Genomic DNA, 17,544 nt, shown 5'->3' on the forward strand with positions numbered 1-17,544 from the left:
TGCATTATAGGTGTATGAAAGATCAAGCCCCTGCAAACCCCGCCGTCGCAATCGCCTCCGGAGCCATGTCGCGCATGTCTCAGGCCGCTCCCCCTCACGTATGGTTCGGCGTCTCGGCGGTTTTCCACTATCTCGGCCCAGCTTTCGCGGTTCTGCTTTTTCCGGTCGTCGGAGTGCTTGGTGTTGCATGGTTCCGCATCGCGTCGGCCGCTTTGGTTTTCGCTCCCATCACGAAGCCTTGGCGCACATTCAAGAATTCGTCTCTCGGCGAGCGCCTTCTTCTTCTCGCGCTTGGTGGTTGCCTCGCCGTGATGAACAGCTCTTTCTATCTCGCTCTCGACAGGTTGCCGATCTCACTTGTCGCCGCCACCGAGTTCGTCGGCACTATTGGCATCGCGCTTTGGGGTCTCCGCACAGGGCGCAACTATCTGGCCTTCGCCTTCGCGATCATCGGCGTTGCCCTTTTGATCGACGTGCCATCGCTTCTGGCGGCGGATGGTCCCGCCCTAACGTCTGACCTTCTGGGCCTGTTCTGGGCCGTCCTTAATGGGTCTCTATTCATTCTCTACATCATCCTAGGCCATAAGATTTCCGAAGGCGGCGCGTCGGGCGGTGTGGAGCGTCTGGGCGCAGCGATGACCGCAGCCTTTATCTTCGTCATGCCCATCGGGTTCCTGCAAGCACTAGAAGCCTTTGGGGCACCTCTGCTGATTCTGGCGGGTATCGCTGTAGGTATCTGTTCGTCCGTCATTCCCTATGTCTGCGATCAACTCGCAATGGCCCGTCTGCCCCGCGCCAGCTTCGCGTTCTTGCTCGCCCTCCTGCCTGCATCCGCCACAATTATCGGCGTGATCGTCCTGCGTCAGATTCCGAGTGCTCGGGATGTCTTAGGGGTGGTCCTCGTCATGATCGGCGTGGCCGTTCATAAGCCCGCGCCGATGCCAGTTCCGGTGGAGGACAGCGAAGTCCAATGACGCCATTCGCTCCGCTCTGAGTAAGTTGGGCTCGAAGCCGACCTTTAGGTGTTCATGAAGCGGCACACCCGCGTGGCGGGTGCAGATAAAGTGTTTGCCCTCTAACGGCGGGCAAACCGAGCCAGGGCGAAACGGCACCCAAAGGGCACATCGTGACGCGAAAGGACAAATGTCCTGATTATCGATAAGATGAAATTGGTCGGAGTGAGAGGATTCGAACCTCCGGCCCCTGCCTCCCGAAGACAGTGCTCTACCAGGCTGAGCTACACTCCGACCGTGCGGGGCGGCATAGCTGAGCGCCGGGGGTTTGGCAAGGTCGTATTTGCGGCAATTCCGGTGATCTAGCGCCGGGGCTTGCCGCGCCAGCTGTCCAGCCAGCCGCGGAACCGGCCACGGGCGCGGTCGGCGCGTTCATCGACCGCGTCCCAGGTCTCGCCCGCGTCTTCCAGAAGCGGGTCGATGGCGCGTTCGCGGAACTGTGCCCAAAGCCGCCACAGGAACAGGAAAAACAGCGCCACGCCGCCCAGGATCACGATATTGCCCCAGGGGATCAGCCGCACATCGGGACCCGCCACGGGCTTGATGCCCACGGCATTGGGAAAGATCGACAGGAACTCGTTGCGCCAGCCGTAATGCCGGATTGCGACCCATTCGGGGTTGGCTTTGGTCGATTTGGCGTCGTTGGCCTCGGTATACAGATTCGCGGTGTCGAACTTGAAATAGGGCGGCCAGCCCCAGCCGGTATCCTCGTTGCGGTAAACCATGGTCTTGCCATTGGCCTTGACCGCCTGGATGAACTGCACGTCGCGATTGCTCAGGCTGGTGGACTGATCGTCGGGCACTGACCAGAACAGGCGGGTCCAGTCGGTCAGGTCCTGACGTTCCTCATACGTGTTCACGATCCGCACGATGTCGCGCTGCGGCAGGGTATAGTGCAAAAAGCCGAAGACCACCGTCAGCACCAGCAGCCAGAATGTCCATTTCACATAGCGCATCGGTCGTCCTCACATAAAATTCGTCACATAGATCACCACCGTCACGGCGATGATCGGCACGACATAGACTCCAAGGATCAGCTTCTTGCGCAGCGAGGCGTCGTAATCCCGCATGCCATCCTCGATATAGGCGTCGCGGGCGGCCTGCTCCAGTTCGCCCTCGGCAATCTTTTCGTCGGCCCAGCCCTCCAGCCGCTCGCGCCGCACCGATCGCGAATACCACGACACCAGGAAATACAGCACGGTCAGCCCGATCAGCCCGAAGATGCCCAGCCGGATCAATGCAATCATTCAGCGCCCCCTTCTGACCGCGCCCCAGGGCCCGACCCGTTCCACCAGATCCGGCACCGGCTCGGGCGGTTCATGGTCCATCCCGGGTTCCGGCCCGAACAGCGCCGCGCGGGCGCCTGCCTTGTCTACCTGATATTCGCGCTCCAGGAAATCGGCGACAAAGGTTTTCTTCGGCTCCGACCAGCTGGAATACAGGCGATAGAACAGCTGCTTGTGACAGATGAACAGCTGGCGCACGTCCAGCGGCGTGAGTTCGGCCAAAAGCTGGTTGACCAGTGCCCGCTCCGGCCCCGGTGCTGCGCGCAGGGTATAGAAATAGGCCGGGTGGCGCGAGCTGATGCGCGGCCAGGGGCCGCCGCCCTCGACCCAGCGCAGCATGGCGGCCAGGCCCTTGAACGCCTCGGGCAGTCCGCTGCCCAGCCGCTGCGCCAGTTGCCGCAGATCGTGCCGGCTGGCCCCGCCCAGATCGTATCCCAGCGTCGCGGCGGCCTCGATCAGGATAAAATCCATCTTCTGGCGCAGGATGGCGGCGGCATCGGCCCCGCGCGCCTTGACTATGGGTTCGGTCAGCCCGTTCAGCTCCAGGAATTTCGCGATATAGTCCACATCGGTCAGCTCAAAGACATAGCGCAACGGCAACTCGCCCAGATCCGCGCGCGGCCCGACCGAGATGACGGCCGGATGATCCACGTCGCGGAACACGTAAAGCCCGCCGAAATGGCTGGTCCAGAAATTGCCCTGCTCGGCCTCGGTCTGGGTCAGCTGCACCGGGTTGCGGGTCACGTCGCCGGTTTCCTTGGCCAGCCCGATCATCTGGGCGATCAGCACGTCATCCCACCAGCCGTCTTCTTCCGCCTTGAACCGCCGGATCAGGCCCGCCAGTTCCTCGGCATTTTCCACATGGGCGCGGGTCGTATCAGCCTCGACCTTGATATGGCGGATGTCGAACAGGCGCGCGGGGCTGGACAGCTCCCACACGGAATTGGCCAACTCGCCCGCCACCGCGTCATGGGCGGTCAGCGCGAAAAGCTGCGGCTCGTTCGCCTCGATGAAGCTCCGCAGAATCCCGCGCGAGGTCGAGAATTGCGCATTCAAGAGCGGCGCAGATTTCTGTTCGGTGCTGAGCAGGATGAACTGCCGGTTGCAGCCATTGGGGTTCAGATACAGGTGATCGCCCAGCTCATCGCCCACTTCCGGCGAATAGCCCGAGATATCGACATGGAAATCCGCCAGCGCCGTGGTCTTGCCCGTCAACTGCTTCAGCGCACGGTTATAGCGCTCCACCAGCGCCGGGCTGTCCACCGGCACCAAGTTGCCGAACATCAGGCCTTTTTCGATGAGGCGTTTCATTCTTTTATTCTCGCGGCATTCCGCTGTCGAACCAAAGCAGCATACCGTCTAGAAGCTCTGCGGTAGGGGTGTCGAGGAGATCATCTTCATTGGCGCCTTCATCTAAACGCTTTTCGAGAAACCACTCTTGAAAATCTTCATATTCGCTGATGACTTTAGAGGCTTGATCGCTGCCGAAGCCTCCAATTCCGACCAGCCAGTTGCGAACCTTACGAATGGCGGTAGTATATTCCCCGTCGTGAGCGGCAATGTCACTACCCGCTAGATCAGATAAAGCAGCTTGATATTCATAAGGTTTTTCAGCCGTTACCAGAATGTGCTTATGTTTGACGGGGGCAGGTCCGAAGCGTTTGCAGCCATAGTCGATTCCGAGTTCAAACGGCATGTTGAGTCGATAAAACTCGTTGCTAGATACTGAGCGGGTACGGCTGAGGTCGTGGATCGAGAATTTAGATGACCAGATCAATTCCTCAATCTTCGCAAGGCGTGACTCGGAACTGTCGCTTCGTTCGGTCGCGATGCGTGGCTTTAATCCGTATCTTACCAAGCAAAATAATATAGCTTGGAGGATCGGCTCGAATTCAGCGTCGAACGGGCAATTTACAAAAACGCTTCTTTCAAAATCTTTTCCAGCCAAGATCAACCCTTCGGAGGGTAAGGATCTTTGCCGTAAGAATCGCGCTCGCGGATCCGCCCATCACGGCCATGGATGTACAATTCAGTTCCCTGATTGCGCGCGATCCGTCGCGCTTCGGATATTGCTTCTCGCTGTGTCTCGAATGTGCGAGTCGCCCGGTCGGAACCCGCTTTACGAACGCTCCACTTGCCGTCCCGTGGCACGACGTGCTGTCCTTTTTTCGACATTCCGGTTACTCTCCTGTCTCCCCATTTAAAATAAGCATCCTCTGTGGAAAAATCCACCTGAAAACTCACCCCCGCCCCTCCGCATACCGCCGCCGCGCTTCTTCCATCCGGCCCATGTCGCGCACGGCGTTTTCGATGGCAACCTCGTCGGATTTGTCAGCATAGCGGAATTCGGAATCCGCGTAGCGGTTGATTTCCTGGATCACCATGTCGACGGTGATCTCCTGCGTCATCTCGCGGATCATGCCCAGTTTCTCGTCATAGGGTTTGAACAGGAACAGCTCGGGTTCCTCCATCCAGTCGTCCGGCAGCTCGAAATCCATCGCCCGGACCTTGACCGCGTCGGTGATGTTCTTGATCGCCCGGCCCGTGAACCGTTCATCGGCCTGCTGGATCGCCTTCAGGTATGTGCCCAGCTTGGCGATGGTGTTCAGATCGCCGATCTCGGCCGTCACCCCGTCCCAGACCTTCAACAGCCCGTCTTCCTGCGGGCGGCCATGGGCGGCGAATGATTTGGCGACGGCTTTCTTGATCTGTTGCGCGGCATAAAGCTCGTGATCGCCCAGGGGGATATCGTGGTTCTTGCCCATCAGCAGCGCCAGGATGTCGATATAATCCTCGCGCGTTTGCGGCCCGTCGACCAGAAACCGCGCCCCCGCCCGCTGGCGCAGGGCGTCGTCGACGTTTTCCGGGTAGTTCGAGAACATGCCAAAGGTGCAGTTCCCGCGCACCACGGTGTTGGCGCCGGCGAACGCCTCCATGAAAACCGCCGTGACCTCCTGCTGGCCCGCCGATGACTGTCGGTCCCCGCGCTTGCCCGCGATCTGGTCGATATCGTCGATGGTGCCGAAGCCAATCACATTGGGGTCCAGCACGTTCTGGACAAAGGCCTTGGCGTTCTGGCCGGATTTGCCCTGATAGCTGTCGATATTGTCGATGCCGAAATTCTGGTATCGGAACGGGTAGCCTGCGTTCTGGCAATAGCCGTTCATCAGCCCCGCCATCATCTGGATCAGCGTGGTCTTGCCCGTCCCCGGCGCGCCGTCGCCCATGAAGGTGAAGATGAACCCGCCCATCTCAGCAAAGGGGTTCAGCTTGCGCTCGAAATCATAGGCCATCAGCATCTTGGCCAGCCTGAGCGCCTGATACTTGGCGATATGGTTGCCTACGACCTCGTTCGGTTTCTTGAAGGTCATGGTCAGGGTGGTGCCCTTGCCGCGGCGGGCGGGGGTGAAGCCCTGAATGGTGAAATCGTCGGCTTCGACGCGGTAAGACGCGCCGCTGAACCCCTCCAGCCGCGGGGCGGTCTGGGCGCGCAGGGCGACCTTTTCCATCAACTGCTCGGCAAAGGCCGCAACAGTGGCCACCATGCGCGGCTCGTCACTGGCGAACGCGGCCAGGTCCTGGTCCAGCTCCCACAAGGCGCCATGCAGGGCCAGTTGCGCATTGTCGGTCAGGATCTCCTCGACCCCGCCGATCTCGACCGTGGTTTCCGACAGATGCGGCGCCAGCAGGAAACCGGTCGCATTGGCGAAGGTCGCCAGCGTCACCAGCGCCTCGGCCGCCAGCAGTTCGGAAAACTCCGTCTTCCGCGCGGCGGGCAGGTTGCCGGCCAGGTTGGCCTTTTTCAACTCGGCCAGCCCGGTCTGTTCTGCGAACGCCTCGCCCATGGCCAGCGCGATCGCCAGCGAACGGCGCAAGCTCTGCAACGCGGTGGCCTGCAGCGGCGAGATCAGCGGATCATCCCCATCCGCGCCCTCGATCCGCTCGATCAGGCGCACGCCTTCGGGCCGCGCGGTGGACCGCGTCACCAGCCCCGGCGTGGTCGACCGGAACCGCCGCGTGCGCGCCACCCCGGGCGAACGTTCCGGCGCGGCCGCCGGCTCCTTGCCCTTGGCGATACGCGGGGTGTGATCGACCCCCGCCAGCATCGCGGCGGCGGCGGGGTAATACTTGGTGATCTCGTCCTCGCGCAGTTCCATCGCGTCGCTGGGCAGGCTCATCTATCTCTTCCTTTCGCTTCCTTCTTCTTGGTGAAAATACTCCCGCCGGAGGCATGAAAACCCCTGTCGCGACATGAGTATTTGGGCCAAGAAGAAGCCACTATCTGTAACTGAACACGCGGCCCTTGGGGCTGACGACGAATTTGCGGACATCGCGAAAGCCGGGCGGGTTTTTCTCGGCCAGCACCTGATAGGGGCGCTGGGGCAGGATAATGGCGCGCGCGGTGCGGGTGGCGCCGGTATCGACGCCGCGGCCGGAAAACGGGTCGAGCGCGAAGATCTCGCGTTCCACGGTGCCGAACCAGCCCTTGCGTTCCTCGGTCACGCGCTCGCTTTCCAGCTCCTCGACCGTCCAGGCCAGCGTCCAATCCTCGCCCATGGGCGCGTTGGCCTCTTCCAGCACCTCGCGGATCGGGCCGGTTTGCCGGGTGAAGGCGCTGGAATACATCGGCCCCACATGGATGCGGCGCAGGCGTTTGGGGTGCAGGTCGTCGAAATCGGTGTCGAACCCCTTGGCGATGGTCACCAGCTTCAGCCCGCCCACGGATTGTGCCATCAGGTGGCGCTGAACCTCGGGCCAGCGGCGGTGATCGCGGGCCAGCGCCTCGCGGCCGGTATCCTCCAGCTCCATCAGATAGATGACGGGCAGGTTGATCTGGCTGTCATAGGTGGCCCAGTGGATCAGATAACGCCGGCGCGGGGCGCGGCGTTCATCGCCATTGTTGCCCTGCCAGATCGCCTCTGGGTCATTCTGCGCCCAGAACATTTCGCCCTTTTCCAGCGCTTCGTAGTAAAGCCGCTGCGACAGGGCGAATTGCAGCTTGGTGGGGATCTGCAGGTCGCCCACGATCACCTGTACCATGCGGTTTTTCAGCTCGTCGGTGCTGCCCATGTTGCGCAGGTGGCGTTCGGCCTGTTGCGCGTCATTGGCCATGGTCAGCAGCTCGGAATAGACCGGAAAGCCGCTTTCATGCCGGTCGATCATCAGCGAGCCGAAGAACTGCCCGGTATCGCGCCCGGTCATCAGGTATTTCGTGCCCAGCGCCTGAAAGGTGAAGCTGATCCGTTGGATATATCCGGCGATCACCGTCACATCGGTCTTCGACAGGGTGCCCTCGGCCTCCATCTGGCCCGCGACACGGGCCAGATGTTCGGTGATCCGCTCGAATTTGCGGAAATAGCGCCGGGCGGCCAGCGTGTCGGTCAGACCGGCGTGATCGCGGGTGAGGTCGATGTCAGTCATGCTGTATTCGTCTTCCAAATTCACCATGCAAAGGTCGTCCGAACTCATCTAGGTCGAACGCCCATTTCAGGTAGAATCTAGCCCACCGCTTTGATTGTTCTTCTAGTATGCGAACACGCGACTGAAATGGATCCTTCCCGATACGATGAGCGAAGCGAAGAAAGCGTGAGAATATCATTCGACCGAAGTTTCCGGCGGCTCCCCAAATGGGAAAGTAGAGAACCAACAGCATGGTTGCAAAGAGCCAAAAGTCTGCCTTCGGGTTCTCAGTGAACTTTACCGGCACTTCATCCACTGGAATTTGCCCCAGCAGCGAGCCGGCGCACCACACCATGAAAAGTGCAGAGCAGCCTGTCGCTCCCCATCGGTAAAATACTTTACTACTCCACAAACTCACGCCCCATACAGGTTCTTGTCGTGCTTCTCGACAATCGCCTGGAACCGGCGGGCGAAGCGTTCGTCGGATTTCGCCTTCTGCTCCAGCACCTTGCGGGCGAAGACCATGTGATCCTCGTGGGCTTCCATCATGTCGGCCATGCGCGCGTTGGTGGCAGCACCAATGCCGGCCATGGCGGCCTGGGCTTCCTTGTCGGTTTCCACCCCGATCTCGTTGATGCGGTGGGCCACGTCCTGTTGCTGGGCGGTTTTCAGCGATTTGGTCAACGCGTCATAGAGCACGACCCGCTGCTTGGTGTCCGTCTGCAGCTTGTTGATCAGCACCATCTGGGTGGCTGCCTGGTTCTGCAGGCTGTCGACCCAGGTCTTGCCCTTTTCGATGTAGCGTTCCAGCGTCTGGGATTTCGCAAGCTTCACCTGCTCGTCCTGGACCAGCTCGTTATAGCGGGCGTTCAGCTCGGCCAGTTCGGTTTCCAGCCGGGTGCGCGCGGCGGCGTCCTGTTCGACCGAAATCTTGTTCTCCAGCTCGATGATCTTGGGGTCCATGCCCTGGATCTCGGCCCGGACGGTTTCCAGCGACCCGACGGTCACTTCGCGCTCGTCCAGGGTTTCGGTCAGGTTGGTCTCAACCTTTTCCTTCTGCTCGTTCAGCATGGCAAGCTGGCCGTCCAGCAGCTTCACGATCACGTCGGATTTGCTGATCAGGTCCTGCAGCTTGTCGTCGATGCTGGCGCTGCGCACACGTTCCTGGCGCATCGATTCCGCCTTGCCGCGGGCAAAGATGCCGACGAAGCTTTCCCAGCCCGTCTTGTTGCGCATCTCGTCGAAATCCTTGGAAAAGGCGGCGGTCACGTCGTCCAGACCCATGATGAGCTCGGCGATATTGGCGTTCATCAGCTCGGTATGGGCGTGCACATCGTCCAGCGTGGCGTTTTCGATGTCGATGGAAATGTCGTCGCCGGTTTTCAGCTTGGAACGGGCGGTTTCGATCCGGCTGGTCAGCTCGGATATCTTGGACTGCGCTGCGGCGACCTGTTCCTGACTTTCGCGGATCTGCGCATCGAAATTGGCCATCTGAACTCCTCTAATCTTGAATACCCACAACCGATATGGGTAATGTTATTCATCATTACATCGGCCGCCGGTGGCGATTTTGCGATGTGTTGCATTGCGGCACCAAATCTTGCCCCCTACGGTAGCTATATGGACAATACGACACAAGAACGACTGATGGCCGCGATTGCGGCACGGCGCGACGATTTGGTGGCACTGACGCAGGATCTGATCCGCATTCCGACGCTGAATCCGCCGGGGCTGAATTACCGCGAGATTTGCGGCTATCTGGCCGAGCGTCTGGCGAAATCGGGGTTCAAGGTCGATCTGGTCCGGGCCGAGGGCGCGCCCGCCGACAGCCCCAAGCATCCGCGCTGGAATATCGTGGCCCGGCACGAGGGCCCGCAGCCGGGCGAGTGCGTGCATTTCAACAGCCACCACGATGTGGTCGAGGTCGGCCATGGCTGGACCGTCGATCCTTTCGGCGGCGAGGTGAAGGATGGCCGCGTCTATGGGCGCGGGGCCTGTGACATGAAGGGCGGGCTGGCCGCCAGCATCATCGCGGCCGAGGCGTTCATCGCCACCTGTCCCGATTACGCCGGGGCGGTCGAAATCAGCGCCACGGCGGACGAGGAATCGGGCGGCTTCGGCGGGGTGGCCTATCTGGCCGAAAAGGGCTGGTTCGATCCCGACCGGGTGCAGCATGTGATCATCCCCGAGCCGCTGAACAAGGACCGGATCTGTCTGGGCCATCGTGGTGTCTGGTGGGCCGAGATCGAAACCCATGGCCGCATCGCCCACGGCTCGATGCCGTTTCTGGGCGATTGCGCGGTGCGCCATATGGGGGCGGTAATTGCTGAGATGGAGGAAACGCTATTCCCCCTGCTGGCGGGCAAGCACACCGCGATGCCGGTGGTGCCCGAAGGTGCCAAGCAATCGACGCTGAACATCAATTCCATTCACGGGGGCGAGGCGGAGCAGGACCCCGACTATACCGGCCTGCCCGCGCCCTGTGTGCCCGACCGGTGCCGCATCGTGATCGACCGGCGGTTCCTGATCGAAGAGGACCTGGCCGAGGTCAAGGCCGAGGTCGCCGCCCTGATGGAACGCGTGCGCGCCCGCCGTCCCGATTTCGAATACGAGATCCGCGACCTGTTCGAGGTTCTGCCAAGCATGACCGATCAGGACGCGCCGATTGTCACCACCGTGGCCCGCGCCATCGAACAGGTGCTGGCGCGCAGCCCCGATTACGTGGTGTCGCCGGGCACCTATGACCAGAAGCATATCGATCGGATCGGGCGGCTGAAAAACTGCATCGCCTATGGGCCCGGCGTGCTGGATCTGGCGCATCAGCCCGATGAATGGGTGGGGATCGACGATATGGTGCAATCGGCGCAGGTGATGGCGCTGTCGCTGGGGATGTTGTTGTCGGGTGCGCCGGATGGCTGAGGCTCAGCCCGCAGAGCCGGTCGACGAAAGCCGCCGGAGCCGGGCGGGGGGCTGAAAGAGCCATGGTGCGAACGGGTCCGAGATCTTTCGCAAGATCACGCTCAGCACCACCGCCACGCCGGTCACGACGGGAATGCCCCAATAGGCGCCGCCGGGCAACAGCATCGTGATCCGGGTCAGCGGCCCGACCATCATGAAATGCAGGATGAAGATCTCGAGCGAATGCTGCCCGAGCCAGGTGAAAAGGCGGCTCAGCACCGCGGCATGATCGGTGATGATCTTGGCCAGGCTCCACCCCGCCAGAACACCGCTGAGCGCGACGCCGAACCAGAAATCGGCGATCCAGCTGACGGTGGCGATGGCAATGCCCGCTGCCAGGGCCGCATAGGCATGGCGCGCCGTGAACTCCGCCAGCGCGCGGCCGTACCAGTGCCCCGCCAGGAAGAAGAACGCGTATTTCAGGAAATTCGTATGTGCCAACGAGAATGTATGCGTGGGCAGCGTGAAGGCGAAGACCGAAACGGCCAGCGCGACCAGCGTGGCGGCCAGCCGTGCGCCATCCAACAGCCAGGCCAGCGACCGGAAAAGCAGCAGCGCCCACAGAAACCACAGGTGAAACTGCGGGTCATAGATCGCCTGCAGAAGCTGCTCTGTCGGGCGGCCCTGCACGACGACGTAGACCGTCGTCCACAGGATATAGGGCCAAAGCGTCGGCCAGGCGCGTTTGTGAAAGAAACTGGCCGGCTCCAGGCGTGGCTTCCCGCCCGTGACAACCCCCGAGACGGAAAAGAACAGCGGCATCCGGATCAGCAGAAGCGGGGCGTTCAGGATCGGATAGATCGCGGCGGTGACGAAATCCAGCGATCTGGCGGCCATGATCGCGTGCCAGAACACCACGAGCACGATGGAAATTCCCTTGGCCGTGTCGAGCCAGTCAATACGCTGCATCGCAATAAACCTTTGCTGAACGCGGTGGCTTCGACCGACCTACGAAATAGATTCCATAAGAAGTTGCTCACTCGAATAGGCTTGGCCTTTGGCGTGCAAGTCAAGCGATGCATCGCGCATAGGTTACATGTTGCGCCATCGTCGTGGATTTGCAGCAACGGGCGGCAACGGATGGTCTAACCGCACAAAAACTCCGCCTGGCAATTGTTCCAGCTCGAATGGCGTGATCGCTGCCACCCCCTGATTTGCTGCCCATCTGTGCACTATCGCGGCAAACGGTCAACAGTTGCGCAATGTTCGATAGATTGCGCTTCGGCGGCAGGGTAATGATGCCACGCCACCGGCCCGAAATTCGCAATTGCGCCATCGTTGTGGATAAAGGGCGGGACATATTCTAGCACACAGAAGACGTGCCAATTCGGGTCATGGCTTGTGACCCAAATATCGTTGCAGAGAAGTGAAACGCCCCGATGACCGACGCCCTGACCGACCGAATTTCCGAATTGCTGCTGCGGGTCTATCCCAACGAGGATATCGCCGCGCTGACGAATGCGGTGATCGCGGCGTTCTGGCCCGAGGGTACGACCCCGCGCAAACGCGCGCGCAAGCCCGGCAATGCGATGTGGTCGCAAAAGGATGCGGTGCTGATCACCTATGGCAATTCGATCATGGATGGCACGCACAAGCCGCTGGACCTGTTGCAGGACTTCCTGCTGGACCGGCTGAAGGGCGTGGTGAACGGCGTGCATATCCTGCCGTTCTTTCCCTATACCTCGGATGACGGGTTCGCGGTCACCGATTTCGAAAAGGTCGACCCGGCGCTGGGCGGGTGGGCCGATATCGAACGGATCGGCACATCCTTCCACCTGATGTCGGATCTGGTGCTGAACCACGTGTCCAGCCAGGGGGCGTGGTTCAACGCCTATCGCCAGGGGCAGCCGCCCTATGACCGGTTCTTCTTCGAAGCCTCGCCCGAGGACGACCTGTCCATGGTCGTGCGCCCGCGCACCACGCCGCTGTTGCAGGAGATCGAGACGATCAACGGCCCGCGCCATGTCTGGTGCACCTTCAGCCATGACCAGATCGACCTGAACTTCGCCAACCCCGAGGTGCTGCTGGAGGTGCTGCGCATCATCCGGCTGCATATCGACAAGGGTGTGCGCACGATCCGGCTGGATGCGGTGGCCTTCCTGTGGAAAGAGGTCGGCACCCCGTCGATCCACATGCCGCAGACCCACGCGATCATCCAGCTGATCCGCGCGCTGGCGGATTTCGCGTTCGAAACCGTGATCCTGCTGACCGAAACCAACGTGCCCAAGGCCGAGAACCTGAGCTATTTCGGCCAGAACAACGAGGCGCACGCGATCTATAACTTCCCGCTGCCGCCGCTCATTCTGCATGCGCTGCTGTCGGGCAACGCGAAGTACCTGCGCCGCTGGCAGGCGTCGATGCCGCCCGCGCCGCTGGGCTGTGCCTATCTGAACTTCACCGCCAGCCATGACGGGATCGGGATGCGCCCGGCCGAGGGGCTGCTTCCCGACACCGAAATCGCGCGGATGATCGAAACCGTGCAGTCCGAGGGCGGGCTGGTGTCGATGCGGGCGCTGCCCAATGGCGGCCAATCGGTATACGAGCTGAACTGCGGCTATTTCCCTGCGCTGGCCAAGACGTTCGAGGGCGACGGCGACCACCATATCAGCCGCTTCCTGACCTCGCAGACCATCGTGATGTCGCTGGAGGGGATCCCGGCGTTCTATATCCATTCGATGCTGGCCACGTCCAACGATCACGACGCGTTGGAAAAGCGCGGCATGAACCGGGCGATCAACCGGCACCGCTGGGATTACCCCGCGCTGCGGGCGCAGCTGGCCGACCCGGCATCGAACCAGGCGCGGGTTCTGGGCGCGTTGTCGGAACGGTTGCGCATCCGGGCGCGCCAGCCCGCCTTCCACCCCAATGCCACGCAATTTACCCTGGCGCTGGACGAACGCGTCTTTGGGGTCTGGCGGCAATCGCTGGACCGGTGCCAGTCGATCTTTGCGCTGCACAATGTCAGCGGCGATCCGGTCGACGTGCCCTGCGACGCGCTGAACCTGATCGCGGACGAGAACTGGGCCGACCTGCTGTCGGGCGAGGGGATCGAGAACCGGCACGAAACGATCCGGCTGTTACCGTATCAAAGCCGCTGGATCACCAACCAGACCTATTAGGATCTATTCCGCGTCGAAGGGCAGGGGGCTGTATTCCGCGGCATCGGCGGCGACATTCTCGCGGATCTGTGCCAGCAGGGTGGTGTCGGCGGCGTTGAGCCGGTTCCAGTTCGGGATGAACGGCGTTTCATGCGGGTTTTCCAGAAATGTCAGCCCGGCGCGCATGATGTTTTCCGAAAACAGCTCGATCGCCTTTTCCTCGGCGTGGCGGTCGATGGTCAGCCCGTTCATGCGGGCATCGTTGTCATAGACCTCCAGCAAATCCAGCGCCCGGCGGTAATAGGTCGCCTTGAGCGTGCGGAAGACATTGGCGGTAAAGACCGTGCCCTCGGCCGCCATCTTGCGGAAGATCGCCTTGCAGATATCGGTCGACATCCGGTTCAGCCCGGTGGCCGCGTCCTCGGGGCTGACCTCCTGGTGCTTGTGGTCATAGGCGTCGGCGATTTCCACCTGGCACACCGCATGGCGGCCCAGGCTGCGCCAGGCCTCGGACAGGACGCCGATTTCCAGCCCCCAGTCGGACGGGATGCGCAGATCGGGCAGCATCGCGGTGCGCAGGGCGAATTCGCCCGACAGCGGATAGCGGAAGCTGCGCAGGTAATCGAGGTAATCCTGATCGCCCACTACCTTTTTCAATGCGATCAGCAGCGGGCTGACCAACAGCCGCGACACCCGGCCGTTCAGCTTGTTATCGCCGATCCGGGCATAGAACCCCTTGGACAGCTGATAGGAAAAGCCGGGATGGGTCACGGGGTACAGCAGCCGCGCCAGCATCTCGCGCTGATAGGTCAGGATATCGCAATCGTGGATCGCCATCACCGAACTGTCGGCACACGAAATCAGGTAACCGATCGAGGTCCAGACATTCTTGCCCTTGCCCGGCTCTTGCGGGCCCAGACCCAACTCGGCCAGCTTGGCGTCAAAGGCTTTCATCCGGGGCGAGTCGTTCCAGATCACCACATGTTCCTGCGGCAGGACCGAGAAGAAATCGCGCGCTTTGCGGTACTGGGTCTCGTCCGCGCGATCCAGCCCGATGACGATCCGGTGCAGATAGCGCGCGCCCGACAATTCCCGCAGGATATTGCGCAGGGCGGGACCGTCCAGTTCGGAATAGAGCGAGGGCAGGATCAGCGTGATCTTGCGCTTTTGCGAAAAGACTTCGAGGTCGTATTCGATCTCTTCGGCCGGGCGGATCCGCAGGTTGTGAAATTGCGCGATATTGCCGTTCTGATGAAAATCCGTCATGCCGTTCTGCCTTCAAGCCTGTGCCAGTTCGTTCAGTATATCCTGCATCGCGACGTTCCACCCCTGCGGTCCGGGGGCGGTGGTGCGGCGAATGCGCCCTGTGCCCTCTCCCCGCAGCGGGGGCAGCGGGGGCGCGTGGTCGTTGCGGATGATGACGCCGAAATCGGCGGCCTCCAGCATCTCGATATCGTTGGGGGCATCGCCCAGGGCGATGGTGGTGGTGGCGCCCAGCCGCGCGGCGCAGTCGCGCATCGCGTCGGCCTTGGTCCGCCCCAGCGACAGGGTCAGGAACCGTCCGCCACGCCGGGCGCTGATCCCGCGTTCGGCCAGCGCGGTCAGGAATGTATCCAACGCGTCGTCGCTGCCCGACCACAGGCCCGGTTCGGAATGGCAACGCTGCTGCGCCATGGCGGCAGCTTGCGGCGGCAGGCCGGTGATTTCCGCGACCTCGGCGTCGGTCATGTCGCCAAAGCCGCGAAAATCCGCGCGCCCCGGCAGACCGTCCAGCGCCGCACGGATCCGGCGATAGGCGCGGTCATCATCGGTATTGCCCTGTTGCGGGTCGACGATGCCCGCGCCGTTTTCCACGATGATCGGCGCATCGCCCAGGCCGATGTCGCGGTGCAGGGCGATGATCTCAACGGCGGTCTTGCTGCTGGTCAGGATGACCGGGATGCGGTCGGTGATCAGACGGTCCAGCGCCGGTTGCGCGGCGGCGTATGAATAGGTGTCGTGATCCAGAAGGGTTCCGTCAAGGTCGGTGAATACTGCAAGCCCCATGCGCCGAAGCTTTGCGCAATTGCGCGGGGGGTTCAACAGCAGATGCGGCGGGTCGTCGAAGTTTCACATCCCCGCGCCGGGCAACGCGTCAGAAGTCGACCGCGATGCCCTTTTTTTCCCAATCGCCGAAACGCACGGGCTCCGGGCCGTCGCGCCCGCCCAGCTCCTTGGGCAGGTCGGGGTCTTGCGCGGCCTTGCGGCGGGCTTCCGCCTCGGCCAAGGCGCGTTTCGCTTCGGGGGGCAGGTCGTCGCTCATGTCGGTCGTCCTTGTGGCAGTCCCCTGCTTGATATACGGCCATGGGGTCACACGGCAAGGGAGGGGCGCATGGCCTCGCAAACCGATAGAGCGCGGGGGGCCGCGGTCGCATTGCTGAACGGCGTGCTGGACGAGGGTCTGACGCTGGGCGAACTGACGGGCGAGGTTGGGCCGCTGACCGATCTGGACGGGCCGGATCGCGCGCGGGCGCAGCGGCTGGCCACGATGACCCTGCGCCATCTGGACCGGGCCGACGCGATGCTGAAACCGCTGATGCGGCGGCCCCCGCCGATGCCGGTGCGCAATGTGCTGCGGCTGGCTGTGTGCGAGCTGTTTGTGAACGGCGCCGCCCCGCATGGCGTGGTGAATACCGCCGTCAACCTGCTGCGCGCCGACCGCAAGGGGCAGGCCATGGCGGGCATGGCGAACGCGGTGCTGCGCAAGCTGGGCGACGCCGACCCCGCCGATTGGGCCAAGCTGCCGCCGCAGAAGCTGCCCGGCTGGCTGCGCGGGCGGCTCGACAGCCAGTACAAGCGCGCCATCGTCACCGCGATCGAGGAGGCCCATGCGATGGGTGCGCCGCTGGACCTGACCCCGCGCGGCGGCAAGGCGGCGGAACTGGCCGAACGTCTGGGCGGCACGATGTTGCCGACCGGATCGGTGCGTCTGCGCGACCCCGGGCAGGTCTCGACCCTGCCGGGATATGAAACGGGCGACTGGTGGGTGCAGGACGCCGCAGCGGCGCTGCCTGCGCGTATCCTGAACCCTGCGAAGGGCGAGGTCGTCTTTGACCTGTGTGCCGCGCCGGGGGGCAAGACGCTGCAGCTGGCCGATGCGGGGGCCAAGGTGACGGCGGTGGATGTGTCCGCCGACCGGATGGAGCGTGTGGCCGAAAACCTGTCGCGCATGGGCCTGACGGCCGAAACCGTTACCGCCGATGTGCTGACATGGGAGCCGCCCGCGCCCGCCGATGCGATCCTGCTGGATGCGCCCTGTTCGGCCACCGGGACGATCCGGCGTCACCCCGACCTGCCCTTTGCCAAGACCGCCAAGGGGATCAAGCCGCTGTTCGCGCTTCAGGCGCAGATGATCGACCGGGCGGTCGCGCTGCTGCGTCCCGGCGGGCGGCTGGTGTTCTGCACCTGCTCGCTGCTGGCAGAGGAGGGCGAGGCGCAGCTTTCCGCCGCCCTGGAGCGTCACGCCGATCTGTCGGTCACGCCCGATGCGCTGGCGCTGCCGGGGATCGATCCCGCCTGGATCGACGACCTTGGCGGGCTGCGTCTGCGCCCCGATTTCTGGCCCGATCTGGGCGGGATGGACGGGTTTTACATCGCGTCCCTGCGCAAGGCGGGGTGAAGTCCCGATTTGCGGTGACACATCCGGACTTCGCCGATATGCTGCGCGGCAGGCAGACTTCTTGCAGCAAGAACAGTTCACACGCCCGATGGCAATCGACACGAAACCAGCCAGCTGGCAGGCCCGACGCG

At 62.4% G+C, this 17,544-nt stretch carries 16 protein-coding genes and 1 tRNA gene; 4 read left to right on the top strand and 13 right to left on the bottom strand.

The genetic code is table 11. The features are described 5' to 3' along the window. The first annotated feature begins 14 nt into the window (after window positions 1–14). Window positions 15–974, top strand: a complete 960-nt coding sequence (locus tag CLM60_RS01260) for an EamA family transporter (RefSeq protein WP_095587458.1) — start codon at window positions 15–17, stop codon at window positions 972–974. Window positions 975–1,170: 196 nt separating this feature from the next. Here the strand turns inward: CLM60_RS01260 and CLM60_RS01265 are convergent. The 9 genes from CLM60_RS01265 to CLM60_RS01305 all read right to left on the bottom strand — a co-directional run bounded on the left by CLM60_RS01265 (window position 1,171) and on the right by CLM60_RS01305 (window position 9,190). Then, a tRNA-Pro gene (locus tag CLM60_RS01265) sits at window positions 1,171–1,247 on the bottom strand. 68 nt (window positions 1,248–1,315) lie between these two features. Beyond that, on the bottom strand, window positions 1,316–1,969 hold the full coding sequence (locus CLM60_RS01270) for a DUF1523 family protein (RefSeq protein ID WP_095587459.1): 654 nt from the start codon (window positions 1,967–1,969) through the stop codon (window positions 1,316–1,318). A gap of 9 nt (window positions 1,970–1,978) precedes the next feature. After that, entirely contained in the window at window positions 1,979–2,260 is a 282-nt protein-coding gene (locus CLM60_RS01275) for a hypothetical protein (protein ID WP_095587460.1), read from the bottom strand. Further along, window positions 2,261–3,610 carry a DUF6638 family protein gene (locus CLM60_RS01280; RefSeq protein ID WP_095587461.1) on the bottom strand — a complete coding sequence of 450 codons (1,350 nt, stop codon included), beginning with the start codon at window positions 3,608–3,610 and terminating at the stop codon, window positions 2,261–2,263. A 4-nt stretch (window positions 3,611–3,614) separates the two neighbouring features. Continuing rightward, entirely contained in the window at window positions 3,615–4,247 is a 633-nt protein-coding gene (locus CLM60_RS01285; RefSeq protein ID WP_141246438.1) for a hypothetical protein, read from the bottom strand. Between the two features lie 2 nt (window positions 4,248–4,249). Further along, a complete protein-coding gene (locus CLM60_RS01290; RefSeq protein ID WP_095587463.1) occupies window positions 4,250–4,474 on the bottom strand; it encodes a DUF2188 domain-containing protein in 225 nt (74 codons plus the stop codon). Between the two features lie 65 nt (window positions 4,475–4,539). After that, window positions 4,540–6,477, bottom strand: coding sequence for an AAA family ATPase (locus tag CLM60_RS01295; RefSeq protein WP_095587464.1), 1,938 nt, complete (start codon window positions 6,475–6,477; stop codon window positions 4,540–4,542). Between the two features lie 100 nt (window positions 6,478–6,577). After that, on the bottom strand, window positions 6,578–7,720 hold the full coding sequence (locus CLM60_RS01300) for a hypothetical protein (protein WP_095587512.1): 1,143 nt from the start codon (window positions 7,718–7,720) through the stop codon (window positions 6,578–6,580). 393 nt (window positions 7,721–8,113) lie between these two features. Then, window positions 8,114–9,190 (bottom strand): coiled-coil domain-containing protein, encoded by a 1,077-nt coding sequence (locus tag CLM60_RS01305; RefSeq protein ID WP_095587465.1) that lies wholly within the window; start codon window positions 9,188–9,190, stop codon window positions 8,114–8,116. Between the two features lie 129 nt (window positions 9,191–9,319). Between CLM60_RS01305 and CLM60_RS01310 the strand changes: the two genes are divergently transcribed. Next, window positions 9,320–10,618 carry an acetylornithine deacetylase/succinyl-diaminopimelate desuccinylase family protein gene (locus CLM60_RS01310; protein WP_176473755.1) on the top strand — a complete coding sequence of 433 codons (1,299 nt, stop codon included), beginning with the start codon at window positions 9,320–9,322 and terminating at the stop codon, window positions 10,616–10,618. Between the two features lie 3 nt (window positions 10,619–10,621). On the opposite strand, the gene CLM60_RS01315 is transcribed toward CLM60_RS01310, so the two are convergent. Beyond that, the gene (locus CLM60_RS01315) at window positions 10,622–11,566 is read right to left on the bottom strand and encodes an acyltransferase family protein (protein ID WP_095587467.1); all 945 of its coding nucleotides are present in this window, start codon (window positions 11,564–11,566) and stop codon (window positions 10,622–10,624) included. Between the two features lie 470 nt (window positions 11,567–12,036). On the opposite strand from CLM60_RS01315, the gene CLM60_RS01320 reads away from it, so the two are divergent. After that, a complete protein-coding gene (locus CLM60_RS01320) occupies window positions 12,037–13,776 on the top strand; it encodes a sugar phosphorylase (RefSeq protein WP_095587468.1) in 1,740 nt (579 codons plus the stop codon). A 3-nt stretch (window positions 13,777–13,779) separates the two neighbouring features. On the opposite strand, the gene CLM60_RS01325 is transcribed toward CLM60_RS01320, so the two are convergent. From CLM60_RS01325 to CLM60_RS01335, 3 genes are all read right to left on the bottom strand, one after another. Further along, the gene (locus CLM60_RS01325) at window positions 13,780–15,021 is read right to left on the bottom strand and encodes a glycosyltransferase family protein (RefSeq protein ID WP_095587469.1); all 1,242 of its coding nucleotides are present in this window, start codon (window positions 15,019–15,021) and stop codon (window positions 13,780–13,782) included. A 12-nt stretch (window positions 15,022–15,033) separates the two neighbouring features. Beyond that, window positions 15,034–15,801, bottom strand: coding sequence for an HAD-IIB family hydrolase (locus tag CLM60_RS01330; RefSeq protein WP_095587470.1), 768 nt, complete (start codon window positions 15,799–15,801; stop codon window positions 15,034–15,036). An 88-nt stretch (window positions 15,802–15,889) separates the two neighbouring features. Further along, window positions 15,890–16,057: a DUF1674 domain-containing protein gene (locus CLM60_RS01335; protein WP_095587471.1), complete on the bottom strand. Its 168-nt coding sequence runs from the start codon at window positions 16,055–16,057 to the stop codon at window positions 15,890–15,892. 69 nt (window positions 16,058–16,126) lie between these two features. Here CLM60_RS01335 and CLM60_RS01340 point away from each other — a divergent pair, with 69 nt between their 5' ends. Further along, entirely contained in the window at window positions 16,127–17,413 is a 1,287-nt protein-coding gene (locus CLM60_RS01340) for an RsmB/NOP family class I SAM-dependent RNA methyltransferase (protein WP_095587472.1), read from the top strand. Window positions 17,414–17,544: the final 131 nt, after the last annotated feature.

It is taken from the genome of Actibacterium ureilyticum, from assembly GCF_002285435.1.
Classification (GTDB): Bacteria; Pseudomonadota; Alphaproteobacteria; order Rhodobacterales; family Rhodobacteraceae; genus Actibacterium_C; species Actibacterium_C ureilyticum.